Below are 23,716 nucleotides of genomic sequence, written 5' to 3' on the forward strand. Positions count from 1 at the left end.
CCCCGGCACCGGTCCCGCGCGTCCGCCCTCCCCGCGCCGCACGGGGCCGGTCGCGTACGGCGCCGGCGGCCCGCTCGGGGCCGCCGCCCGGCACTCCACCGCACCTGGGACCGTTGAGCCATCACAGGGAAGCGGGAGACGAGGAGAGAGTGGGCCGTGGAGCACAGCGATGTCGTCATCGTGGGAGCCGGGCTGTCGGGACTGGCCGCGGCGTGGCGGCTGAGGGCGGGCGGCGTCCGCTCGGTGGTGGTCCTGGAGGGCCGGGCCGCGCCGGGAGGGCGCGCGGCCGCGGTGTCCCCGCCGACGGACGGCCTGCCCCCGGCGAGCATGTACGCGCGGCGGTCGGACCGGGACCTGCTGGAGCTGGCGGCGGCCCTGGACGTCCCGGTCGACGAGCTGCCCGACGACCCCGGGCTGAGCGACCTGCGCATCGACGACGACGGCGGGACCGAGGCCAGCGACGAGCACATGCCCCTGGGCGCCTCCTGGTGGACCCTGCTCCGCAACGAGTGGATCCTGGGGCGCGTCGCCCGGCTCGCCGAGGGGGTCGACTTCGCCGAGCCCTGGCGCTCGGCCGACGCCGAGCACCTGGACGCCCTGACCGTCCGCGGGTGGCTGCGCTCGCACACCTCCGACCCGGACCTGCTCGAACTGGTCGAGGAGCAGCTGACCCTGGCCGCGGCCCTGCCCGCCGACCGCATGAGCATGCTGTGGCTGCTCGCCCACCTGGGGCCGGAGCCGGACAGGGGCGAACGGCCCCTGCGCCTGGACGCCGACCTCCTGGTGCGCAGGCTGGCCGCGCGGGCGGGCGACGCCGTCCGGCCCGGCCACCACGTCTCCCGCATCGAGCACGGCGACGGGAGGGTGCGGCTCTCGGGCGACTGGGGGTCGCTGTCGGCCGACCGCGTGGTCGTCGCGTGCCCGCCCTCCGACGCCGGCCGCCTGGAGGTGGCGCCCCCGCTCCCGGCGAGCCGCCGCCGGCTCCAGAGGCAGTGGCCGCAGGCCGAGGTCATCCGCACCGAGATCGTCTACTGGCGACCCTTCTGGCGCGGGTTCGGCCTGTCCGGGGAGATGCACTTCGACGAGGGCGTCCCCGCGTGGACCGTCGACGACAGCCCGCCCGGGGCCTCCCAGGGACGCCTGGTGGCCCACACCTACACGTTCGGCGAGGCCGATCCCCTGGGCGCCGACCAGAGCGTCGCCGACGACCCGGAACGCCACCGGGCCCTGCTGCTGGAGAACCTGAGCGGTGTGCTCGGCCCCTTGGCGGCGAATCCGGTCTCCCTCCGCCAGCCCCTGCCGGACGCCGACCCCTACAGCCGCGCCTACCAGTCCCCGATGCCTCCGGGGTTCCTGACCGAGTTCGGCCCCCTCCTGCGCGCTCCGGTGGGGCCGCTCCACTGGGCCGCGACGGAGACCGCGGTGTTCCCGTGCAACGGGACCCTCGACGGCGCCGTCAGGAGCGGGTACCGCGCGGCCGACGAGGTCCTGGACCCGACAGCCCGCGGAGCTTGAGGGTCCGGAGCCCGGGGAGGGGCGCGGGGCCGGAGACCCCCTCCCCGCGCGGGGAGGGGCCGCCGCTGCGGCCGGGGCGGGGCCACCGCGGCGCCCGCCCGTGGGGGCGCGGAGGTCCCTCAGCCCACGATGGGGCGCTCCTCGGGCAGCTCGTAGGCGCGCGCCCGGCGCCGCAGCGCCAGGGCCGACGCCAGGGCGATCGGGCCGATCCTGCCGACGAACATCAGGAAGACGAGCACCATCTGCCCCGGGACCGGGAGGTCCGCGGTGATGCCGGTCGACAGGCCGACCGTGGCGAAGGCCGACGTCGTCTCGAACAGGATCTCGTCCAGGGTGAAGGTGGTCATCGTCATCAGCGCGAGCGTGCCGGCGAGGACCAGGGACAGGGACAGCAGCACCACGGTGACCGCCTGGGAGGCGACGCCCTCGCCCAGGCGGCGGTGGCCGACGTGGACGGTGGGCTCTCCGCGCACGTTGGCCAGGACCACGAACAGCAGGACCGCGAACGTCGTCACCTTGATGCCGCCGGCGGTGCCCGCGCTGCCGCCGCCGACGAACATCAGGAGGTCGGTGACCAGCAGCGTCTGGGTGTTCATGGCACCGAAGTCCAGGCTGTTGAAGCCGGCCGTGCGCGGCATGACCGCCTGGAAGAACCCGGTGAGGAGCTTGCCGCGCAGGTCCAGCCCGCCCATCGTGGCCGGGTTGTCCCACTCCAGGGCCAGGAAGGCCGCGAAGCCCACCGCCAGCAGGCACCCCGTGACGGACAGGGTGATCCTGGCGTGGATCGTCCAGGTGTGCCGCTCACCCCTGCGTCGCGCGAACCGCCACAGTTCCACCCACACCGGGAACCCCAGACCTCCCGCGACGACCCCCACGGCGACGGGCACCGTGATCCACGGGTCGGTGGCGTACCCCATGAGGCTGTCGGCGAAGGGCGAGAAGCCGGCGTTGTTGAAGGACGAGACCGCGTGGAAGAGGCCCAGGTAGGCCGCGGAGCCGAGGGGGAGGTCGTACCCGATCCACCAGCGCAGCGTGAGGACCGCCATGACGGCCGCCTCGAAGACGAGGGTCACCGTGAGGATGCCGACGGCGATCCGGCGCACCTCCCCCAGGGTGAGGGTCTTGGTCTCCGAGCCTGTGCGCACGGCCATGCGCAGGCCCAGGTGGCGGCCCACCACGAGGGTGAGCACGGTCGCCAGGGCCATGATGCCGAAGCCGCCCACCTGGATGAGCGCCAGGATCACGCCCTCGCCCAGGAAGGACCAGTGGCCCCCCGTGTCGACCACCGCGAGGCCGGTCACGCTGGCCGCGGAGGTGGAGGTGAACAGGGCGGCGGCGAACGGCGTCCGTTCCCCGCTCTCGGTGGCGGCGGGGAGCGCCAGCAGACCCGCCCCGCAGAGCACGAGGAGCGCGAACGTCAGCACGGTGAGCTGCGGCGGGCTGATCCGCTGCGAGAGGTCCCGCAGCCGTCGTCCGGCGCGCACGCCGGTCCGGCCCCGACGCCGCGGCGGTCCAGGTCTTCGCCCGGGGCCCGGGTTCACGCCTCCCCGCCGTCGGAGCCGCCCTGCAGGAACCGGTATCCCATGCCGGGCTCGGTGATCAGGAAGCGCGGCGACTTCGGCTCCGGTTCGATCTTCTTGCGGATCTGGGAGACGTACAGGCGCAGGTAGCCGGTGTCGTGGACGTGGTCGGACCCCCAGATGTCGGAGAGGAGCGTCTGCCGCGTCACGAGCTTGCCCGAGTGGCGGACGAGGATCTCCAGGAGGCGCCACTCGGTGGGCGTCAGCCGGACGAGCTCCCCGCCGGAGGGGCCGGGCCGGGTCACCGTCCTGGCGGAGAGGTCGACGGTCAGGTCCCCCACCCGCACGACCGGGTCCGAGTCGCCGCCGACGCCCCGGCGGGTCAGGGCGCGGACGCGCGCCAGCAGCTCGTCGATGGCGAAGGGCTTGGTGATGTAGTCGTCCGCACCGGAGTCCAGGGCCCGGACCTTGTCCACGGAGTCGGTGCGCCCGGAGACGACGAGGATGGGCGCACTCGTCCACCCCCGGATGCCCTCGATGACCCCGACGCCGTCCAGGCGGGGCATGCCCAGGTCGATCAGGTACAGGTCCGGGCGCTGGTCGACGGCGGCCCTGAGGGCGTCGGCGCCGTTCGTGGCGACGACGATGTCGTAGCCGCGTGCGCGCAGGGTGACCCGCAGTGCCCGGAGGATCTGCGGGTCGTCGTCGGCGACGAGGATCTTCACCGGTCCGTCCTTCCAGAAGCCTGTCCGTCCGCGACGGGCAGGGAGATGACCATCGTCAGTCCTCCGCCGGGGGTGTCCTCGGCGGAGAGCCCGCCCCCCATCCCCTCCACGAAGCCCTTGGAGAGACTGAGCCCCAGGCCGAGCCCGGTGGTGTTGTCGGTGTCGCCCAGGCGCTGGAACGGCACGAACAGCTGCTCCCGCCGGTCGGGCGGGACGCCGCCCCCGTGGTCGATGACGCGGATCTGCACGGTGTCCCCGAACACGCTCGTGGCCACGCGCGCGCTGCGGTCGCCCGGCGAGAACCGGACGGCGTTGGCGAGGATGTTGACGATGGCCCGCTGCAGCAGGCCCGCGTCCGCGCGCACGCACGGCAGGTCGGGGTCCAGGTCCAGGTCGACGTCGGCGGGACCGAGGTCCAGTTCGTCCAGGGACGGCAGGATCACCTCGTCGACGTCGGTGGCGGCGAGCGAGACCACGAGGGCTCCGGCCTGGATACGGCTGACGTCGAGGAGGTCGGTCACCAGGCCGGTCAGCGTGGTCAGGCTCTCCTCCGCCGTGGCGAGCAGCTCGTCGCGGTCCGCGGGGGACCAGCTGACCTCGGACGAGCGCAGGCTGCTGACCGCGGTGGTCGCCGCCGTCAGCGGTCTGCGCAGGTCGTGGCTGACCGCCGACAGCAGGGCGCTGCGCACCTGGTCGTTCTCGGCGAGCGGGCCGACCTCGCTGGCCGTGTCGCTCAGGTCCTGGTGTTCGAGGGCCGCGTCGATCTGCGCGGCGATCACGCCGAGGAGCCGCCTCTCGGAGGCGCCAGGCTCGGCGCCGTGGAGTTCGAGGGAGGCGCGGTCGCCGACCCGCACGACGGCGGGCTCCTCCCCTCCCCGGGGCTGCCCGGACGCGCACAGGACGTCCTCCCCCGAGCGCAGTCGCACGGCGTCCAGCCCGAACGCCTCCCTGGTGCGGTCCACCAGCGCCTGGAGGGCGTCCTGGCCCCGCAGGACGCTGCCCGCGACCGTGGCGAGGAGTTCGGACTCCGCCCCGGCCCGGAGGGCGGAGCGCGACCGGCGCGCCGCCTGGTCGACGATGTAGCTGACGAGGGAGGCGTTGACGACGTAGAGGACCAGGGCGAGCAGGTGGACCGGCTCGTCGACCGTGATGGTCCGCACCGGTTCGATGAAGAAGTAGTCCAGTGTGACCGCCGACAGGACGGCGGTGTACAGCGCGGGCCAGATGCCCCCGACGAGCGCGACGACGATGACCAGCAGCTGGTAGGCCAGGACCTCGACGACGATGGACTCGGCGCCGCGCTGGCCGACGAGCAGCCAGGTCAGGACGGGGCCGCCGAGCACCGAGAGGGCGAAGCCCAGGAGGCGGCGCCTGGCGGTCAGCGCCCCGCCCGGCCGGGGGAGCGCGAAGCGTCCCCCGGCCGCCGCGTGGTTGACGATGTGGACGTCGATGCCGCCGGACTCGCGGATGACGGTGGCGCCGATGCCGGGGCCGGTCAGGGCGGTGGCGAGGCGCCCCCGGCGGCTGATGCCGATGACCAGCTGGGTGGCGTTCACCGCGCGGGCGAACCCGACGAGGGACTCGGGGATGCCGTCGCCGACCACCTGGTGGAAGGTGCCGCCGAGCTTCTCGGTCAGGGCCCGCTGCGCGGCGAGCGCCCCGGGACGGCCCTCGCGCAGCCCCTCCTGGCTGCTCACGTGCACGGCCAGGAGCTCGCCCCCGGAGGAGCGCGCGGCGATGCGCGCCCCCCTGCGGAGCAGGGTCTCCCCCTCGGGCCCGCCGGTCAGGGCGACGACGACGCGCTCCCGGGCCTCCCACGTGCTGTCGATGCGGTGCTCGGCCCGGTAGTCCTTCAGCGCGCTGTCCACCTCGTCCGCCAGCCACAGCAGCGCGAGCTCGCGCAGCGCGGTGAGGTTGCCCAGGCGGAAGTAGTTGGACAGGGCGGCGTCGATCCGCTCGGCGGGGTAGACGTTCCCCGCCGCCAGGCGGTCCCGGAGGGCCTGCGGCGCCAGGTCGACCAGTTCGATCTGGTCGGCGGCGCGCAGCACCTGATCCGGGACGGTCTCGCGCTGCGGGACGCCGGTGATCCGCTGGACGACGTCGTTGAGGGACTCGATGTGCTGGATGTTGACGGTCGTGATGACGTCGATCCCGGCCGCCAGCAGCGCCGACACGTCCTCCCAGCGCTTCTCGTGGCGCGCCCCCGGGGCGTTGGTGTGCGCGTACTCGTCGACCAGCGCCGTCCCCGGACGGCGCGCCAGGACGGCGTCCAGGTCCATCTCGGCCAGGCCGACGCCCCGGTGGGACACCGTCGTCCGGGGCACCGCCTCGACGCCCTCGGCCATCGCCGCCGTGCCGCAGCGGCCGTGCGTCTCGACGACGGCGACCACGACGTCCCCGCCCTCCTCGCGCAGGCGCCGCCCCTCCTCGAGCATGGTGTAGGTCTTGCCGACCCCGGGAGCGGCGCCCAGGAAGACCCTCAGCCGGCCTCTCCTCATCTGCCTTCCGCCCCCCACCCGTCGACGGCGAGGTTCAGCTTCAGGACGTTGACCCGCTCCTCGCCCAGGAACCCCAGGTCCCGGGGCTCGATACTACGCCGGACCAGGTCCTGGACGTCCGCTGCCGGCACCCCCCGCGCCTCCGCGACGCGCGGCGCCTGGAGCAGCGCGTACGCGGGGCTGATGTGCGGGTCCAGACCGGAACCCGAGGCGGTCAGGGCGTCCGCGGGGACGCTCCCGGGATCGACCCCCTCGAACTCCGCGACCGCCGCCCGCCGTTCCCCGACCGTGTCCACGAGGTCGGGGTTCTCCGGGCCGAGGTTGCTCCCGCCGGAGGCCCCGGCGTCGTGTCCGTCGCCGGCGGCGGAGGGCCGGGACTGGAACCACTCGGGGAGCGGTGCGCCGTCGGCGCCGGTGAAGGACTGCCCGATCAGGGACGAGCCGACGACCGTGCCGTCCTGCGCCCTGACGAGCGAGCCGTCGGCGCGTTCCGGCATGAGCACCCGGCCGACGCCGGTCACGGCCAGCGGATAGACCAGGCCCAGGACGACGGTGAGGACCAGGAACGCCCGGAGGGCGGTTCCGTGGTGGCGGATCAGGACGCGTGTGGAACCCATGGTGGATGTCTCCCTTGGGAGCCGTCAGAAACCGGGAAGAAGGCTGACGGCGAGGTCGATGAGTTTGATGCCGGCGAAGGGGGCCGCCACTCCGCCGAGCCCGTAGACGAGCAGGTTGCGGCTGAGGATCTGCGGCGCGCGCAGGGGCCGGTACCGGACACCGCGCAGCGCGAGCGGGATGAGGACCACGATGATCACGGCGTTGAAGACGATCGCCGACATGATCGCGGACGCGGGAGAGGCCAGGCCCATGACGTTCAGCGCGCCCAGGCCGGGGAAGACCCCGGCGAACATGGCCGGGATGACCGCGAAGTACTTGGCGATGTCGTTGGCGACGGAGAACGTGGTCAGCGCCCCCCGGGTGATGAGCAGCTGCTTGCCGATACGGACCACGTCGATGAGCTTGGTGGGGTCCGAGTCCAGGTCCACCATGTTCCCGGCCTCCTTGGCCGCCGAGGTGCCGGTGTTCATCGCCACGCCGACGTCGGCCTGGGCCAGCGCGGGGGCGTCGTTGGTGCCGTCCCCGGTCATCGCGACGAGCCCGCCCCCCTGCTGCTCCCTGCGGATGAGGGCGAGTTTCTGCTCCGGGGTGGCCTCGGCGAGGAAGTCGTCCACCCCGGCCTCGGCGGCGATCGCCTTCGCCGTCAGGGGGTTGTCCCCGGTGACCATCACGGTGCGGATGCCCATCTCACGGAGTTGCGCGAAGCGTTCGGCGATGCCCTCCTTGACCACGTCCTTGAGGTGGATCACGCCCAGTACGGCGGTGTGTCCCGAGGGCCTGCGCACCGCCACGACCAGCGGTGTGCCCCCGCTGTCGGAGATCCGTCCGACCCGGTCCTCCAGCTCCGTGCGGACGACGGGGCCCACGGGGCCCGTCTCCCGGACCCAGGCGAGCACCGCCGAGCCCGCGCCCTTGCGGATCAGGGTGCCGTCGGGCAGGTCGACACCGCTCATCCGGGTCTGGGCGGTGAAGGGGACGACCTCGCCGGGTGACGCGGCGTCCACCACCACCCCCTCGGCGCGGGCGAGTTCCACCACGGAGGTGCCCTCGGGGGTGGGGTCGGCCAGGGAGGCCAGCGCCGCGGAGCGGACCAGGTCCGGCTTCCGCACGCCCTCCAGGGGCACGAACTCGCTGGCCCGCCGGTTGCCGTGGGTGATGGTGCCGGTCTTGTCCAGCAGCAGGGTGGTCACGTCGCCGGCGGCCTCGACGGCGCGGCCGGACATGGCCAGCACGTTGTGCTGCACGAGGCGGTCCATGCCGGCGATGCCGATGGCGGACAGCAGGGCGCCGATGGTGGTGGGGATCAGGCACACGAGCAGCGCGACCAGGACGGGGACGCTGACCGGCGCCCCGGCGTAGGAGGCGATCGGGTGCAGGGTGAGGGCGACGACCACGAAGACGACCGACAGGCTCGCCAACAGGATGTTGAGCGCGATCTCGTTGGGGGTCTTCTGCCGCTCGGCGCCCTCGACCAGGGCGATCATCCTGTCGACGAAGGTCTCCCCCGGCCTGGACGTGATGCGGACGACGATCCGGTCCGAGAGCACGCGGGTGCCGCCGGTGACGGCGCTGCGGTCGCCGCCGGACTCGCGCACCACGGGCGCGGACTCCCCGGTGATCGCCGACTCGTCCACCGAGGCGATGCCCCAGACGATGTCGCCGTCGCCGGGGACCGGTTCTCCCGCCGAGACGGCCACGACGTCCCCGGGGCTGAGATCGGCCGAGGAAACGGGGCGTGTCCCGGTGTCCTCCGCGGAGGGGTCGGCCTCCGGGTCGTAGCCGACCACCAGGTTCGCCGCGGTACTGGTCCGGGTCCTGCGCAGGCTGTCGGCCTGGGCCCTGCCCCTGCCCTCGGCCACGGACTCGGCCAGGTTGGCGAAGACCACGGTCAGCCAGAGGCAGCCGGCGATCGCCCAGGTGAAGCCCGCCGGGATCGGCGAGCCCCCGGACGCCTCGGGGCCTCCGAGGAACGGTTCGGCGACCGCCATGGCCGTGGTGAGCGCGGCCCCGACCTCGACGACGAACATGACGGGGTTGCGGTACATGATCCGCGGGTCGAGCTTGCGCAGCGCCCCGGGGAGCGCGGCGGCGATCTGGGCCGGTCCGAACGCCCTGCGGCGGTCTCCGGTCGCGGGGTCGGCGCTCGGCGGCGCCTCGGCGACGGGTGTGCGGGTTGTCGTGGTCATGGTCGGTTACAGTCCTTCCGCCAGGGGGCCCAGCGCGAGCACGGGGAAGTAGGTCAGGGCGGTCACCACGACGGTGACGCCGATCAGCAGGCCGACGAACTGCGGTCTGTGGGTGGGCAGGGTGCCGCCGGTCGCGGGCGCCTTGTCCTGGGCCGCGAGTGCGCCGGCCAGGGCGAGGACGAACACGATCGGGACGAACCGTCCCAGCAGCATGGCGATGCCCAGCGCGGTGTTGAACCAGGGCGTGTCCGCGGTCAGCCCGGCGAAGGCCGAGCCGTTGTTGTTGGACGCCGACGTGAACGCGTACAGCACCTCGGACAGGCCGTGGAGGCCGGGGTTGAGGATCGACGTCGCCTCCACGCCGGCGCGGACGGCGGGCACGGCGAAGCTGAGCGCCGTCCCCGCGAGGACCAGGGTCGGGGAGACGAGGATGTACAGGCTGGCGAGCTTGATCTCGCGCGGACCGATTTTCTTGCCGAGGTACTCCGGGGTGCGGCCGACCAGGAGGCCCCCGACGAAGACGGCCAGGAGGGCGAGCACCAGCATCCCGTAGAGGCCGGAGCCGACACCGCCGGGCGCGACCTCGCCGAGCATCATGTTGACCATCGGCACCATGCCGCCGAGGGCGGTGTAGGAGTCGAACATCGAGTTGACCGCGCCGGTCGAGGTCAGGGTGCTCGCCGAGCCGAACAGGGCGGAGGCGATGACGCCGAACCGCTGCTCCTTGCCCTCCAGCGCCGCTCCGGCGGCCTCGGGCGCCGCTCCGGCGCCGTTCAGCTCCAGGGCGGTGAGGGCGGTGAGGGAGACCACGAAGATCGCCGCCATGGCGGCGAGGACGGCGTAGCCCTGCCGGTGGTCGCCGACCATCCGGCCGAAGGTGCGCGGCAGCGAGAACGGGATCGCCAGCATGAGGACGATCTCGAACAGGTTGGTCCACGGCGAGGGGTTCTCGAACGGGTGCGCGGAGTTCGCGTTGAAGTAGCCGCCGCCGTTCGTGCCCAGGAGCTTGACCGCCTCCTGGGAGGCCGCCGTCCCGCCGGGGATCGTCTGCGTCGCGCCGGCGAGGGTCCGGACCTCGGTGGGGCCGCCGAGGTTCTGGACGACACCGCCCGCGATCAGGACCACGGCCGCGACCAGGGAGATCGGCAGGAGGATGCGCAGCGTTCCACGGGTGAGGTCGACCCAGAAGTTGCCGATCGTGCCCGACCGGCGGCGCGCCAGTCCGCGGACCAGGGCGACGGCGACCGCGAGGCCCGCGGCGGCCGAGACGAAGTTCTGGACGGCCAGCCCGCCGAACTGCACGAGGTGGCCCACGGTCGCTTCCGGCGAGTACGACTGCCAGTTGGTGTTCGTCACGAACGACGCCGCGGTGCTGAACGCGAGCCCCTCGGAGACGGGCGGCAGCCCGAGGGAGAGGGGCAGGAACGCCTGGAGCCGCTGGAGCAGGTACAGGAACAGCAGGCCGACCGCGGAGAAGGCGAGCACCCCGCGCAGGTACGCCTGCCACGACTGCCCGGACGCCGGGTCCACTCCGATGAGCCGGTAGAAGCCCCGCTCGACCGCGAGGTCGCGGGGGGAGGTGAAGACGCGCGCCATGTACTCGCCGAGGGGCCGGTACAGCAGGGCGAGGACCAGCGCGACGGCGGCGGCGGGGAGGACCGCGAGGAGGACGGCCATCAGAACCGCTCCGGTTTGACGAGGGCGTACACGAGGTAGGCGACCGCGGCCGCCGCGAGCGCGGCCGCGAGGAGGTCGAAGGCGATCACAGCTTCGCGACCCCCCTGCCGATCACGCCGACCAGCGCGAAAGCGGCGAGCGCGGTGAGCACGTAGACGACGTCGAGCACGGGGTGACTCCCTGGGGTGAAGGGTGTGCCCCTCTGTCCGGGGCACGGGCCTCGAAGGCCTGAAACCCATACAAAACCCCTGGAACTGCGCCGATGCCGTTCCTAACGGCTTCCATGCGGAACCGGTGGTGAATCCTCACGGCATCCATGCGGCCCGTCGCCGTGCGGGACGCGGGGCCGGCCCCCGCACGGCGCCCTCCCCTGCGGAGCCGTGGCCCGGACTCCCCGGAACACGGAACGGGGGCGCGGTCTCGACCGCGCCCCCGTTCACCCCGTCCGGATCCGCTCCGGCGCCCCCGTCACTGCTGACGGGCGTCCACCAGGTCGGGTTTCTTCCAGTCCGGGTCCGAGAAGTACTTCTTGGTCTCCGCGACGATGACCCCGCTGAGCACCAGCAGGCCGATGAGGTTGGGGACCGCCATCAGGCCGTTGGCCGCGTCGCTGAACGCCCAGGCGATGCTGAGGTCGGTCGTGGCGCCGACGTACACGACGAGGACGAACACGATGCGGAACGGGATGACCGCCTTGCGGCCGACCAGGTAGTCCAGGCAGCGCTCGCCGTAGTAGGACCAGCCGACCAGCGTGGTGAAGGCGAAGAACATCAGGCTGATCGCCACGATGGCGCCGCCGACCGGGGCCAGCCCCGGCGAGATGGAGCCCAGGGCCTCGCTCATGGCCCAGTTGGTCATCAGGGCGCCGTCGCCCGTGTCCGCCTCGGCGTGCCAGGCGCCGGTGACGATGATGACCAGGCCCGTCATCGTCACGACGATGATGGTGTCGATGAAGGTCTGGGTCATGGAGACCATCGCCTGGCGGACCGGGTGCGCGGTCTTGGCCGCGGCGGCGGCGATGCCGCCGGTGCCCAGGCCCGACTCGTTCGAGAACATGCCGCGCGCCATGCCCTGCTGCATCGCGAGGATGAACGCCGAGCCCAGGAACCCTCCGACCGCGGAGGTGCCGGTGAAGGCGTCGGTGAAGATCAGGGCGATGGCCGCCGGGATCTCGGTGACGTAGACGGCCAGGACCACGAGGGCGGCCAGGACGTAGGCGATGATCATGAACGGCACGACGCCGGCGGCGAAGCGGCCGATGCTCTTGATGCCGCCGAGGATGACCGCGGCGACCAGCACGACCATGACGATCCCGGAGAGCCAGGTCGGCACGCCGAAGGTCGAGTCGAGCTGGCCCGCGACGGCGTTGGCCTGCGTCATGTTGCCGATGCCGAAGGAGGCCACGGCGCCGAAGAGCGCGAACAGGGTGCCGAGCACCAGGCCGAGTCTCGCCCCTCCGCTGCCGGGGCCGAACTTCTCGGCGAACCCGTGGCGCAGGTAGAACATCGGGCCGCCGCTCATCTCGCCCTTGGAGTCGGGGCGGCGGTACTTCACGCCGAGCAGGGCCTCGCTGTACTTGGTGGCCATGCCCAGGACGCCGGTGACCCACATCCAGAAGAGGGCTCCGGGGCCTCCGACGCCGATCGCCAGGGCCACGCCCGCGATGTTGCCGACGCCGACGGTGGCCGCGAGGGCGGTGCTGAGCGCCTGGTAGTGGGAGATGTCGCCCTTGGCCTGGCCGCCCTCGGTGCGGCGGATCAGCGCCAGCCACAGCGCGTGCCCGAGCACGCGGAACTGGAGCCCGCCCAGCCTGATGGTGAGGTAGACGCCCACGATCAGGAGCAGGGGTATCAGGAAGAACGGTCCCCACACGAAGGAAACGACGGCGTCCAGGATCGCCTGGATCGTATCGGTCATCAGAGTGTGTCTCCCTGTCGTCGATGGGTGGGCGCCCCCGGCGGGCCGGAGGCGGGTCCGAAGGCGTGCACGGAAGCGTTACAGGTGACGGTTACATCCGTGTCACGTGTTCCTGCCGCTACGGTCTCTGCTCACGCGCCGCGCCGCCCGCACCGCGCTCCCCGGCCGTCCGGAGGGCCGGTCGGCGCCGCCGCGGCGACCAGTATCCCGCTCCGGGGGCGCGGACACGCGCCCACGCGCGGCGGGTCCCGGGACGGTCCGCCGGGGCGGGCCGTGGAGCCCCGGGGCGGGGCACGCCGTGTCCCGTGCCCGTCGGAGCGGCGGGAGGGGGCCTACGGGCCGGTCCGCTGCCCGTGGCGGGAGCGGACCGGCCCGCGGCGGGCGACGGTCAGAAGATGCGGCCGCAGAACGGGGCGTCCGCCCGGTGCAGGGCCGCGTCCAGGCCGGCCACGGCGCCGGGGGTGTGCTCGGTGAGCAGGCCCGCGCGCAGGTACCCCTCCAGGGAGGTCTGCCCCAGGTAGGCGGCGCCCAGGTGCGACACGTCCAGGGAGACGTCCGGGGCGTCCTGCACGGCCTCCACCCGGGCTCCCCCGCGGTCGGCGCCGATCCTCCACCGCCCGGCGTTCCACGGCGCGTGGCGGTCGGCGACCTCCACCACCGCCTCCACCGGTGCCGCGTAGGAGCGCTCGGCGAGCGCCCCCGGCACGTCCACCAGCCGCATCCACAGGGACGTGTAGAGCGTGGGGACGACGCGGTCCCTGTCCACGACCAGGTGGCGCAGGGGGTTGTCCTCCGCCAGGAAGCCGAACCTGACCCTGCTCGTCAGGTCGCGGTTGAACAGGTGCTCGAACAGGGCCGTCCAGGCGGCGGGGGCGGTCGCCAGGACCTCCTCGACGTGCACCTCGCCACGGGCCCCGTCCCCCGACCACTTGTTCAGGGTGCGGTAGAGGGCGTATCCCAGGGGGCCGTCCGGTCCGCTCACGACGGCGGCCAGCCTCGGGCTCTTCCCGTCACGGGAGTCGGGCTTGTCCCGCAAGAACCTGTCCCACCAGTGGCTCCCGCGCTGGAACTGGCCGACCTGGGCCGCCGCCACCTCGCGGTGCACGAGCGCGAGGTCGTCGCGGACCCGGACGGGGTCGGCGAGCCGGACCCGCAGGGCGGGGTCCCGGGGCGCCTCCGGGCGCAGCACGCCGTACTGGCGCTGGACGGCCGTCTCCATCTCGGTCGCGGCCGGGCCGTAGCCGAAGCGGCCGTAGATGGCCCCCTCCGAGGCCCACAGGGCCGCGTACCTGCCGCCGGAGGCGCGGATGTCGGCCAGCTGCCGGCGCATCAGCGCGCTGAGCACGCCCCTGCGCCGGTACGTGGGCCACACGCCCACGGCGGTGACCCCCGCGACCGCGCGGGGCCCGCCGGGCAGGGCCATCTCGAAGGGGAAGTGGTTGGTGGCGCCCACGACCTCCTCCGCGTCCCCCTCCCCGTCGACCGCGACGAGGACGCGGTCGTAGCCGACGGCGTCGTGCAGGGGGAAGGCGCGCTCCGCCATCGTGTCCGGGTCGTCGCCCGCGAGGAGGGCCTCGCCCACGACCCTGAGCACCTCGGGGAACTCGTCCCGGTCGGAGCCGCGCACGGTCCACGCGGGTCTCTCGGTCTCGGGGTTCTTCGTCATGCCGTTGCTACCGTTCTTCGTGTCTTCGCGGTCGGTCAGAAGTCCGTGGTGCACAGGGGTGCGCGGGGCACGTGCAGCGCGGTGTCCAGGCGGGCGGCCGCCCCCGGCGCGTGCTCGACGGCCAGGCCCGCGTCCACGAAGGCGGTCAGGGAACCGCCCCCCAGGTACACGGCGCCCAGGTGGGACACGTCCAGGGTCAGGTCGGGGGCCGCGTCGGCCGCGTCGGCGCGGGCTTCCCCGCCGCCGGCCCTGAGCCGCCAGCGCCCGGCGTTCCAGGGGGCGAACCGGTCGGTGACCTCCAGGACGGTGTCCAGGGGCGTGGCGTAGGAGCGTTCGGCCAGGGCGCCGGGGAGGTCCACCAGGCGTACCCACAGGGAGTCGAACTCCCGGCGCGCCAGTCGGCGCGGGTCGGCCAGCAGCACGGTGAGGATGTCGTCCTCGGCGAGGTTGTCCAGGTGCGCCGAGGAGACCAGGTCCCTGGAGAACAGGTGGTCGTACAGGGCGACCCCGGCCCGGGCCGTGGCCGCGACGGCCTCCCGGACCCGGACCTCCCCCGTGGGGAGGCGGTCCTCCCACTTGTGCAGGACGCGGTAGAGGGCGTAGCCCTCGGCCCCGTCGGGGCCGCGCACGACGGCGGCGCGCAGCGGCCCGGCGCCCCGGCGGTCCCGCTCCTCGTCGTGCAGGAGCCATCCCCACCAGCCGGGCTTCCGGAGGATGTGGCCGTTGCGGGCGGAGGCCGTCCGGCGGTGCAGCTCCTCGATCTCGCCGCGGACGGGCCCGGGTTCGGTGAGGTCGACGGTGAGGGCCGGGTCGCGCGGGGCCCCGGGCCGCAGCGCGGCGTGGGCGAGCTGGACGGAGGCCTCGAACTGCCGGACGGCCGGGCCGTAGCCGAAGCGGCCGTAGATCGTGCCCTCCGAGGACCAGAGGACCGCGAGCTTCTCGCCGCGCTCGCGGACGTCGGCCAGCTGGCGCCGCATCAGCGCGCTGAGCACGCCCCTGCGCCGGTACGTGGGCCACACGCCCACGGCGGTGACCCCCGCGACCGCGCGGGGCCCTCCGGGCACGGTGAGGGTGAGCGAGTACGCCATGGTGGTGCCGACGATCCGCTCACCGTCCAGGGCGACCAGGGCGCGGTCGTACTCCGCGCTGGGGAAGTCCCGCTCCTCGCGGAGGAGCCTCTCCACCGGCAGGCCGATGGCCTCCGAGAAGACCGCCGCGAACTCGGGGTACTCCTGCTCCGTGCTTGTGCGCACGGCCCATCCCAGGTCGTCGTTGCGAGGGGGAACGGGGTGGTGAGCGCCTGCCATGGGCCGACCCTCTCAGTCGCGCCCGGCGCGGCGCCAGTGGTTTTCCGCGTGTCGGCGCGATCGTCCCCGGCGACCGGCCCCGGTCGCCGGGGGCGGGTGCACCCCGCCGACCCGGCCCGACCGCTCCCCCGCGTTCCGCGCCCCTGCGGGGCCGCGGGACGGAGGCGGCCGTCGCGGCGCCGGAGGTCGCGCGCGGCCTCCGTCCCGCGGCCGTCGTCCACAGGCGCGGGACCGAGGAGTAACCCGCCGCCCCAGGGGGCACTCCTACCGTGTGAAACGTACGACCCCTCCCCTCAGGACCCCGTCCGACCACCCGCCCCGCGACGGTCGGCGCAGACTCGTGGTGGGGGTGGACGCGGGCGGCACCGCCACCCGCGCACTGGTCGCCACCCTGTCCGGCGAGCGCCTGGGCCGGGCCCGGTCCGGGGGAGCCAACCCCAACGCGCACGGCGCCGACACGGCCGCCGAACGGCTCGCCGAGGCGGTCGCGGGGGCCCTGGACCAGGCCGGGCGGGGGGCTCGCGACGCGGTGGCCGCGGTGGTGGTGGGCCTGGCCGGAGTCTCCGCGCTCCGCGACCCGGGCGTGCGCGCGCGGATGGAGCGCGCCCTGCACGAGGCCGGGCCGGCCGTCGGCCGGGGTGTCTTCACCGGGGACGACGAGGTGGCCTTCGCCGCCGGGACCCCGTCCGCGCACGGCACGGTGCTGATCGCCGGGACCGGGGCGATCGCCACCCGGATCGACAACCGCCGGCGGACCCGGTCCGCGGACGGCATGGGGTGGCTGATCGGCGACGACGGCTCGGCGTTCTGGATCGGGCACCACGCGGCCAAGGAGACGGCGCGGCAGCTGTCCCGGGGCGGCGACCTCAGCCCGCTGGCCCGGGCGGTGGCCAAACGCGTCATCCCCGGCCAGAGGCCGGTGGACGGGGAGTCCCACATACCCCAGGAGCACGCCAGGAACTTCGCCCGGACCCTGACCGCGGCGCCCCCGATCGCACTCGCCGCACTCGCGCCGCTGGTCAGCGAGGCGTACGCGCTGGGCGACCCTGCGGCCGAGGTGATCGTGGACGCCGCCGCCGGACACCTGGCGCACTCGGTGCACCAGGTGCGCAACCCCGGCGAGTGCCTGCCCGTGGTGCTGGCGGGCGGCGTGCTCGCACATTCGGAACCGGTGCGGTCGGCGCTCACCCGCAAGCTGACGATGGGCACCGCCGGGTCGGAGGTCGTCGCGGCCGGGTGCACGGAGGGCGGAGCGGCCTGGTTGGCCGCCCTGCGGGCCGGTGCGGCGGACGGGGACCGCGAGCTGCACGGGGCGTTCACCCGGCCCGCCCCGGACGGGGGCGCCGACCGCGGCAGGGACCGCACCGACGCGGCGTAGGGGCCGGCCCTCGGGCCCGCGCGGGCGGCGCCGGAGGACGCGTGACGGGGCGTTCACGCTTCCCCGGCCCCCGCGCGGGAACGTCCGTGAGACTCCGGCCCGGCCCCGGACCGGCCCTGTGGTTCGCGGCGGTTTGCCCTGTTGGCGCAGGGTGCCCTACCGTGTGAGGTGGTTAGGCTTACCTAACCCACGACGCGAGAACGGGGACACCATGGCAGAGCGGCGGGAACGTCCGAAGAGGACCGTCCACACGGGACGGGTGGAGTCGGTCGAGCAGCTGACGCCGCACATGGTCCGGGTCGTGTTCGGCGGTGACGGACTCTCCTCGTTCGCGACCGGGGGCCACACCGACAGCTACGTCAAGCTCCTGTTCCCGCCGCCCGCCCCGGGCGACCCGGAACCCCTCGACGTGGACCGGATCCGCGCCGAGCGCCCCCGCGAGGAGTGGCCGGTCACCCGCACCTACACCGTGCGCGCCTGGGACCCCGACTCCCGCCGGCTGACCATCGACTTCGTCCACCACGGCAGCTCCGGCCTGGCCGGTGCCTGGGCGGCGGGCGCCTCGCACGGCGACCGGCTGTGCATGCTGGGGCCGGGCGGCGGCTACTCCCCCGACCCCGGCGCCGACTGGCACCTGCTGGCCGGGGACGAGAGCGCCCTTCCCGCCATCGCCGCCTCCGTGGAGCGGCTTCCGGTCGGCCGCACCGCGCACGTGTTCGTCGAGGTCCAGGGGCCCGAGGAGGAGCACAAGCTCGACGCCCACGACGACGTCCACGTGCACTGGCTGCACCGCGGAGACCGGCCCGTCGGGTCCCTCCTGGTCCCGGCCGTGCGCGCGCTCGACCTCCCCGAGGGCGCCGTGCACGCGTTCGTGCACGGTGAGGCGGGCTTCGTCCGCGACCTGCGCCGCCTCCTGCGCGTCGAGTACGGGCTGGCCAAGGAGAGCCTGTCCATCTCCGGTTACTGGCGCCTGGGCCGCGACGAGGACGGCTGGCAGGCCTCCAAGGCCGAGTGGAACCGCAGCGTGGAGGCCGAGGAGGAGGCCACCCTGGCCTCCTCCGGCTGACGCCGCGGTCCCGGTCCGGCCGCTACGCCTCCAGCTTCTCCAGCGCGATCAGGTAGGCCTCGTTGAAGGTCGGGAACTGGGGGACGGAGTCGAGCAGGGTCGCCACCGGGATCCCGGCCCGGATCGCCAGCGCGGCGGTGTGGATCCACTCCGACGCCATCGGCCCGAACGCCCACGCGCCGACCAGGACCCCGCGCCCGCGGTCGGCGACCAGCCCGAGCGTGCCGCGCGGGTCGGTCCCGTAGGTCCAGGGCCGGGCCAGGGTCTCGGGCAGGTCGGCCTCGGCGGTGACCGCGTCGATCCCGCGCTCCACCGCCTGCCGGGCGGTGAGCCCCACCGCCGCGATCTCGGGCTCGGAGAAGATCACGCGGGGGACCGCCGTGTAGTCGGCGGTGCGCTCCGTGCCCAGGATGTTGTCGGCGACGACGCGCCCCTGGTACTTGGCCACATGGGTGAACATCGACACCCCGGTCGCGTCGCCGATGCCCCACAGGCCCGGCTCCGCCCGGCAGCGCTCGTCCACCGGCAGGCCGCTCCGGTCCGTCCGCACGCCGGCCTCCTCCAGCCCGAGGCCGTCGGTCCGGGGCCGGCGCCCGGTGGCGAGCACCACCACGTCGGCGCGGACGCGCTCACCGTTGTCGAGGGTGGCGAGCACGCCGTCGCCGTCCCTGGACACCGAGGCGACCTGGGTCCCCAGGTGCACGGAGATGCCGTCGCGGGCGAACTGGTCGCCGATCAGCTCGCACAGCCGCGGTTCCTCGCGGTCCACCAGGCGGGGCCCGCGCTGGACGACCGTCACCGCGGCGCCCATCCGGGACAGGAACTGCCCCAGTTCGACGCCGACGGCGCTGCCGCCGACCACGAGGGCGCTGCGGGGGATCTCCGTGAGGGTGGTGGCCTCCCGGTTGGTCCACACCATGGACTCGTCCAGGGCGTCGAGGCCGTCGATCGGCGGGCGCACGGCCGAGGATCCGGTGGCGACGACCACGTGGTCGGCCGTGAGCTCGGTGTCCCCCACCGCCACGCGCCACGGGGCGCGGCCGATCACGCGCCCCTCCCCCTTGAACACCAGCGCGCCCTGGTCCCGGTACCCCTGGACCTGCTTGGAGTCGTCGAGGTGGCGGATCATCTGGTCGCGGTACTCGCGCAGCCGGGGCCAGTCGAGGTCCGGCCGGGAGACGCCCGCCGCGCCGGCGGCCTCCGCGCGCACCTCCGGGGGTCGCAGCAGCACCTTGGTGGGGATGCAGGCGTAGTAGCCGCACTCGCCGCCGACGAGTTCGCGCTCGATGACGGCGACCCGCCTGCCCGCCTCGAGCAGACGGCTCGCGACCGTCTCGCCGCCCGGTCCCATGCCGATGATGATCGCGTCCAGGTGTTCCATGTGCCTCGTTCCGCCCGCAGCCCGGTGGGTCAACCACGATGGTGGCCCCTGCCCGGGGTGCGGGGAAGGTCCGACACGCGGCTATTCCACGGGTTCGCGCCTCCGGAACCGCGCGGGAGGCGCGGAAGCGGCCCGCACGCGTACGGCGGACGGCCGCGGACGCGCACGGGGAGCGCGGTCCGGCGGAGCGCCCGCGTGCGGCGCGTCACCCCCCGAACGGGCCGTGCGCGGGCCGGGGCGTGATGGAATTGCAGGTCGTCACCCGGTCCGATCCGGAAGGAACCGCCTCCCCGGCGCATCCCCATGTCCACGCAGAACCTCCTCCTCGTCCTCGACCTCGTCGGCATCCTGGCGTTCGCCGTCGACGGGGCCCTGACGGCCATCCGCACCGCCCGGGTGGACATCGTCGGTGTGCTGTCCCTCGGCCTGGTCACCGCCATCGGCGGCGGCGTCATCCGCGACGTCCTGCTGGGGGTGACCCCGGCGACCTTCCAGGACTGGCGCTACATCACGACCGCGCTCGCCGGCGGCACGCTGGCCTTCTTCCTCAGCCGCCAGCTGACGCACCTGTCCAGGCCGATCCTGCTGTTCGACGCGGCCGGCCTGAGCCTGTTCGCGGTGATCGGCGCGACCAAGGCGCAGGAGATGGGGTTCGGTCCGCTCCAGGCGGTCCTGCTGGGCGCGATCACCGGGGTCGGCGGCGGCACCGTCCGCGACGTACTGCTCAACCGCGTGCCGACGGTGCTCAGCGCCAACTCGCACCTGTACGCCATCCCGGCGATGCTCGGCGCCGCGTTCGTCGTGCTCGCGAACGTGGCCGGGTTCGGCACGGGACTGGTCGCGGTCGTCGGCGCCCTGGTCTGCTTCACCGTGCGGATCCTCGCGCTGCGGTACCGGTGGAACGCCCCCCTGCCGCCCGGGGCGCCGCCGCTGTGACCCCCGCCCCGGCACCGGGCTCCGGCCGCCCCGCACGTCCGCGGACGGGGCGGGCCCCGGCATCCGTGTGCGCGGAGGAGTGCCCGGGGAGCGGGGCGGGACCCGCACGCACGGATGACCCCGGACCTCTCCCGGCCGGCTGCACTCGTCGTGCAGGACCCCGCACGCACGCGTGCGCGCCGACGGCCGTCCCCGGCTCAGGGGAGTTCCGGTGTCGCCCCCAGGGCACGGTCCGCCACCTCGCGCAGCATCGTGACCATGGCGTGGACGGGCCCGGTCGGCCGCCGCCGGTGGACGGCGTAGATCTCCCTGGCCAGGCGGGCGTCGCGCAGGGGGCGGCTCACCCGGAGCCCCGGGCGCGCGGCGCCCAGGATGCTGCTCGGCACGAGCGCCACACCGACCCCGGCCTCGATGAGCGCGAGGGCGACCTCGTAGTCGCGGGTCTCGTAGGCCACGGTCAGGCGGACCCCGGCCGCGGCCGCCGCGGTGTCCAGGCTGACGCGGTTGTGGATCCCGGGCGCCCCGCAGATCCACTCCTCGTCGGCCAGGTCCGCCAGCCCCAGGTCGTGGTCGCCGAGGGGGTGCCCGGTGGGGGCGACCGCGAGCAGCGGGTCGACGAGGACGCGTTCGCGGTGCAGGCCGCCGGCCCGCGGCAGGGGCACGCCCGGGTAGCGGTGCGTGACGAGCAGGTCCAGCTCGCCGGAGGCGACCAGGCCGTACCCTCCGGGCGGCTCGATGTCGGACAGGGACAGCCGCACGTGCGGGTGCTCGCGGCCGAAGGCGGCGAGGGTGGCGGGCAGCAGGACTTTGCCAGCGCTGGCGAAGGCCCCCAGGGACAGGCGGTCGGGGACCACCCCCGCGAACGCGCGGACGGCGGTCTCGGCGTCGCGCAGCTCGCCCAGGACGCGTTCCCCGTGGGCGAGCAGCACCCGCCCCGCCTCGGTGAGGGTGGCCCCCGTGCGTCCGCGCTCGACCAGTGCGCAGCCGACCTCGCGCTCCAGCTTGGTGAGCTGCTGGGAGAGGGCGGGCGGGGTGAACGACAGGCGCTCGGCCGCGGCGGCGATGGATCCCGCGTGCGCGATCTCCACAAGCACGCGCAGCCGGTTGGCGTCCAGCACGGCGACCCTCCCCCAAACAACATCCGGCACAAAGTTCTGCTTACTGATCTTTAGCAGACCCAACTTTAAGTTAATCGTCAGTAGCGGCAGAGTGGAGCCATGAGCCCCACGACCGCGCACGCCGCGCGCACGCCCACGGCCACCGACGTCCGCGCGGCGGCGGAGCGCATCGCGCCCTACGCCCGACGGACCCCCGTGCTGCACACCGAGGTGGACGGCCGTCCGCTGTCCCTGAAGCTGGAGCACCTCCAGCTCACGGGCGCCTTCAAGCTGCGCGGGGCCCTCAACGCGCTGCTCGGCGGGGAGCCGGCCGAGCGCGTCATCACCGCCTCCGGCGGCAACCACGGGCTGGGCGTGGCGACCGCCGCACGGCTGCTGGGCGTGCACGCCACGGTGTACGTGCCCGAGACCGTCCCCGAGGCCAAGGCGGCGCCGCTGGCCGCCACCGGGGCCGAGATCGTCCGGCTGGGCGAGCACTACGCCGTGGCCGCCGAGGCCGCCAGGGCCCGCGCGGAGGCGGAGGGCGTGCGCTACCTCCACGCCTTCGACGACGCCCTGGTCGTCGCGGGCCAGGGCACGATCGGTCTGGAGATCGCCACGGACGCGCCCGAGTGCGACACGATCGCGGTCGCGGTCGGCGGAGGCGGGCTCGCCGCCGGCGTGCGTCTGGGAGCGGGCGGACGCCAGGTCGTGGGCGTGGAGCCCGAGGGCTGCCAGAGCCTGCACGCCGCACTGGCGGCGGGCCGGCCGGTGCAGACCCCGGTGGACTCGGTGGCCGCCTCCGCCCTGGGCGCGTCCGTCCTCGGCCGCGTGCCGTTCGAGGTGCTGCGCGCCCACCCGGTGACCCCGGCGCTTGTGGACGACGCCGAGATCGTCGAGGCGCAGGACCGCCTGTGGCAGGAGTTCCGGATCGCCACCGAACCGGCGGCGGCGGTGCCCTTCGCCGCCTGGCTCGCCGGACGGGTCCCCGGGGAGCGCCCCTGCCTGGTCGTGTGCGGCGCCAACGCGGACTGGAGGCGCGTCGGCTGACGGGCCGGGGCAGCGGAGCCGCTCCGTCCCCGGGCTCCGCCTCGCGAAGCGGTGACCTGGGGCACCCGGGTGACCCGGTGCCGATGTTACCGACCGGTCGCCCTTACATTGGATCCGGCATCCGACCAATCTCGTGAGGGAGACCACGTGCTCTATGGTGCGTTCAGGCAGTCTGCGTCGGTACTCGCGCGCACCCTGTGCCGCCCGACCATCCTGGGCCGTGAGAACGTCCCCGCCACCGGCGCGGTCCTGCTCGCCAGCAACCACCTGTCGTTCGTGGACAGCATCATCATCCCGCTGTCGGTCACGCAGCGCCCGGTGCGCTTCCTCGCCAAGTCGGACTACTTCGAGGGCTCCGGCGTCAAGGGCCGCCTGACCAAGGCCGTGTTCTCCTCGCTGGGCGCCATGCCGGTGAAGCGCTCCGACGCCCGCGGCGCCATGATGTCGCTGGAGCTGATGCTGGACCGCCTGCGCGAGGGCGAGGCGTGCGTGATCTACCCCGAGGGGTCCCGCTCGCGCGACGGGCGCCTCTACCGTGGCCGGACCGGTGTGGGGCACCTGGCGATGGAGTCCAAGGCCCCCGTCGTACCGGTGGCGCTGTCGGGCACCCAGGACGTGCAGCCGGTGGGGGCGTCCATGCCGCGTCCGCGCCCCTTCACCATCCGCTTCGGCGAACCCCTGGACTTCTCCTCCGGCTACGACCACCTCGCTCCGGGCAAGGCCCGCAGGGTGATCGCCGACCAGGTCATGGACGCCATCCAGGCGATGTCCGGCCAGGAGCGCGCCGAGAGGTACAACTCCTACAGCGGCGGCTAGCAGGTCCCGGCGCCTCCCTCTCCCTTCCCGTGTGCGCACGGCCCCGCCCTTCCGGCGGAGCCGTGCGCACACGGGTTTTCCGTGGGTGGACGACGACTCCGTGTGCGTGTCGGAACACGGGCTCCCGGGGCCCGGCTCCCCGGCGATCGGAGCGGCCGGGGCGTTTCCCGGGACCGAGGCCCTGGCCGTTCCCGGATTTCCCGAAGTTTTTTTCTGGAATCGCACACCGCGCGTCCCGGAATGTGGTCACCTAGGGTCATGGAGGCCGACGGCGCGTCTGCGGGCCGTACCGGTTCTCCTCCCCGGGCGAGGGCCGGGGACCGCTGACCCTCTCCCCAGTTCGGCCCCCGGCGCCCCCTCCGG

The 23,716-nt window shown here is 74.2% G+C and carries 18 protein-coding genes; 6 read left to right on the forward strand and 12 right to left on the reverse strand.

Features of this window, described 5'->3' with window-relative positions; translation table 11 throughout:
• Window positions 1-156 precede the first annotated feature (156 nt).
• Window positions 157-1,515, forward strand: coding sequence for an FAD-dependent oxidoreductase (locus tag ABZ234_RS20085; RefSeq protein ID WP_355013079.1), 1,359 nt, complete (start codon window positions 157-159; stop codon window positions 1,513-1,515).
• 119 nt (window positions 1,516-1,634) lie between these two features.
• On the opposite strand, the gene ABZ234_RS20090 is transcribed toward ABZ234_RS20085, so the two are convergent.
• The 10 genes from ABZ234_RS20090 to ABZ234_RS20135 all read right to left on the reverse strand — a co-directional run bounded on the left by ABZ234_RS20090 (window position 1,635) and on the right by ABZ234_RS20135 (window position 15,629).
• Entirely contained in the window at window positions 1,635-2,999 is a 1,365-nt protein-coding gene (locus ABZ234_RS20090; protein ID WP_355013080.1) for a potassium transporter TrkG, read from the reverse strand.
• Between the two features lie 53 nt (window positions 3,000-3,052).
• The gene (locus ABZ234_RS20095; RefSeq protein ID WP_267944574.1) at window positions 3,053-3,760 is read right to left on the reverse strand and encodes a response regulator transcription factor; all 708 of its coding nucleotides are present in this window, start codon (window positions 3,758-3,760) and stop codon (window positions 3,053-3,055) included.
• Window positions 3,757-6,258, reverse strand: a complete 2,502-nt coding sequence (locus ABZ234_RS20100; protein WP_355013081.1) for an ATP-binding protein — start codon at window positions 6,256-6,258, stop codon at window positions 3,757-3,759. Before ABZ234_RS20100 ends, ABZ234_RS20095 begins: the two co-directional genes overlap by 4 nt.
• Window positions 6,255-6,875 (reverse strand): potassium-transporting ATPase subunit KdpC, encoded by a 621-nt coding sequence (kdpC, locus tag ABZ234_RS20105; protein WP_355013082.1) that lies wholly within the window; start codon window positions 6,873-6,875, stop codon window positions 6,255-6,257. The genes ABZ234_RS20100 and kdpC overlap by 4 nt, the downstream gene beginning before the upstream one ends.
• Before the next feature lie 24 nt (window positions 6,876-6,899).
• A complete protein-coding gene (gene kdpB, locus ABZ234_RS20110; protein WP_355013083.1) occupies window positions 6,900-9,062 on the reverse strand; it encodes a potassium-transporting ATPase subunit KdpB in 2,163 nt (720 codons plus the stop codon).
• A 6-nt stretch (window positions 9,063-9,068) separates the two neighbouring features.
• A complete protein-coding gene (gene kdpA, locus ABZ234_RS20115; protein WP_355013084.1) occupies window positions 9,069-10,739 on the reverse strand; it encodes a potassium-transporting ATPase subunit KdpA in 1,671 nt (556 codons plus the stop codon).
• Window positions 10,739-10,828, reverse strand: coding sequence for a potassium-transporting ATPase subunit F (locus ABZ234_RS20120; RefSeq protein ID WP_267944579.1), 90 nt, complete (start codon window positions 10,826-10,828; stop codon window positions 10,739-10,741). Before ABZ234_RS20120 ends, kdpA begins: the two co-directional genes overlap by 1 nt.
• 379 nt (window positions 10,829-11,207) lie before the next feature.
• A complete protein-coding gene (locus ABZ234_RS20125) occupies window positions 11,208-12,656 on the reverse strand; it encodes a sodium:alanine symporter family protein (RefSeq protein WP_267944580.1) in 1,449 nt (482 codons plus the stop codon).
• Between the two features lie 388 nt (window positions 12,657-13,044).
• Window positions 13,045-14,322: a GNAT family N-acetyltransferase gene (locus ABZ234_RS20130; RefSeq protein WP_267944581.1), complete on the reverse strand. Its 1,278-nt coding sequence runs from the start codon at window positions 14,320-14,322 to the stop codon at window positions 13,045-13,047.
• A 35-nt stretch (window positions 14,323-14,357) separates the two neighbouring features.
• On the reverse strand, window positions 14,358-15,629 hold the full coding sequence (locus ABZ234_RS20135; protein WP_355013085.1) for a GNAT family N-acetyltransferase: 1,272 nt from the start codon (window positions 15,627-15,629) through the stop codon (window positions 14,358-14,360).
• A 349-nt stretch (window positions 15,630-15,978) separates the two neighbouring features.
• Between ABZ234_RS20135 and ABZ234_RS20140 the strand changes: the two genes are divergently transcribed.
• A complete protein-coding gene (locus ABZ234_RS20140) occupies window positions 15,979-17,007 on the forward strand; it encodes a BadF/BadG/BcrA/BcrD ATPase family protein (protein ID WP_355013092.1) in 1,029 nt (342 codons plus the stop codon).
• A gap of 211 nt (window positions 17,008-17,218) precedes the next feature.
• The gene (locus ABZ234_RS20145; protein ID WP_267944583.1) at window positions 17,219-18,073 is read left to right on the forward strand and encodes a siderophore-interacting protein; all 855 of its coding nucleotides are present in this window, start codon (window positions 17,219-17,221) and stop codon (window positions 18,071-18,073) included.
• A 22-nt stretch (window positions 18,074-18,095) separates the two neighbouring features.
• Here ABZ234_RS20145 and ABZ234_RS20150 read toward each other — a convergent pair whose 3' ends face one another.
• Entirely contained in the window at window positions 18,096-19,454 is a 1,359-nt protein-coding gene (locus ABZ234_RS20150) for an NAD(P)/FAD-dependent oxidoreductase (RefSeq protein ID WP_355013086.1), read from the reverse strand.
• Window positions 19,455-19,757: 303 nt separating this feature from the next.
• Between ABZ234_RS20150 and ABZ234_RS20155 the strand changes: the two genes are divergently transcribed.
• The gene (locus ABZ234_RS20155; protein ID WP_355013087.1) at window positions 19,758-20,390 is read left to right on the forward strand and encodes a trimeric intracellular cation channel family protein; all 633 of its coding nucleotides are present in this window, start codon (window positions 19,758-19,760) and stop codon (window positions 20,388-20,390) included.
• A 197-nt stretch (window positions 20,391-20,587) separates the two neighbouring features.
• Here the strand turns inward: ABZ234_RS20155 and ABZ234_RS20160 are convergent, their stop codons facing one another.
• Window positions 20,588-21,508 (reverse strand): LysR substrate-binding domain-containing protein, encoded by a 921-nt coding sequence (locus ABZ234_RS20160; protein ID WP_267944586.1) that lies wholly within the window; start codon window positions 21,506-21,508, stop codon window positions 20,588-20,590.
• Window positions 21,509-21,607: 99 nt separating this feature from the next.
• Here ABZ234_RS20160 and ABZ234_RS20165 point away from each other — a divergent pair, with 99 nt between their 5' ends.
• Window positions 21,608-22,537: a threonine/serine dehydratase gene (locus ABZ234_RS20165; protein WP_267944587.1), complete on the forward strand. Its 930-nt coding sequence runs from the start codon at window positions 21,608-21,610 to the stop codon at window positions 22,535-22,537.
• Between the two features lie 147 nt (window positions 22,538-22,684).
• Window positions 22,685-23,353 carry a lysophospholipid acyltransferase family protein gene (locus ABZ234_RS20170; RefSeq protein ID WP_267944588.1) on the forward strand — a complete coding sequence of 223 codons (669 nt, stop codon included), beginning with the start codon at window positions 22,685-22,687 and terminating at the stop codon, window positions 23,351-23,353.
• The last annotated feature ends 363 nt before the right edge of the window (window positions 23,354-23,716 follow it).

It is taken from the genome of Nocardiopsis sp. NPDC006198, assembly GCF_040613895.1.
Classification (GTDB): Bacteria; Actinomycetota; Actinomycetes; order Streptosporangiales; family Streptosporangiaceae; genus Nocardiopsis; species Nocardiopsis tropica.

What these genes read in the sequence shown, in the direction of transcription:
- ABZ234_RS20100 (WP_355013081.1), bottom strand. Translation starts at nt 6,258, where the DNA reads ATGAGGAGAGGCCGGCTGAGGGTCTTCCTGGGCGCCGCTCCCGGGGTC.
- kdpC (WP_355013082.1), bottom strand. Translation starts at nt 6,875, where the DNA reads ATGGGTTCCACACGCGTCCTGATCCGCCACCACGGAACCGCCCTCCGG.
- kdpB (WP_355013083.1), bottom strand. Translation starts at nt 9,062, where the DNA reads ATGACCACGACAACCCGCACACCCGTCGCCGAGGCGCCGCCGAGCGCC.
- kdpA (WP_355013084.1), bottom strand. Translation starts at nt 10,739, where the DNA reads ATGGCCGTCCTCCTCGCGGTCCTCCCCGCCGCCGCCGTCGCGCTGGTC.
- ABZ234_RS20125 (WP_267944580.1), bottom strand. Translation starts at nt 12,656, where the DNA reads ATGACCGATACGATCCAGGCGATCCTGGACGCCGTCGTTTCCTTCGTG.
- ABZ234_RS20130 (WP_267944581.1), bottom strand. Translation starts at nt 14,322, where the DNA reads ATGACGAAGAACCCCGAGACCGAGAGACCCGCGTGGACCGTGCGCGGC.
- ABZ234_RS20135 (WP_355013085.1), bottom strand. Translation starts at nt 15,629, where the DNA reads ATGGCAGGCGCTCACCACCCCGTTCCCCCTCGCAACGACGACCTGGGA.
- ABZ234_RS20145 (WP_267944583.1), top strand. Translation starts at nt 17,219, where the DNA reads ATGGCAGAGCGGCGGGAACGTCCGAAGAGGACCGTCCACACGGGACGG.
- ABZ234_RS20150 (WP_355013086.1), bottom strand. Translation starts at nt 19,454, where the DNA reads ATGGAACACCTGGACGCGATCATCATCGGCATGGGACCGGGCGGCGAG.
- ABZ234_RS20155 (WP_355013087.1), top strand. Translation starts at nt 19,758, where the DNA reads ATGTCCACGCAGAACCTCCTCCTCGTCCTCGACCTCGTCGGCATCCTG.
- ABZ234_RS20165 (WP_267944587.1), top strand. Translation starts at nt 21,608, where the DNA reads ATGAGCCCCACGACCGCGCACGCCGCGCGCACGCCCACGGCCACCGAC.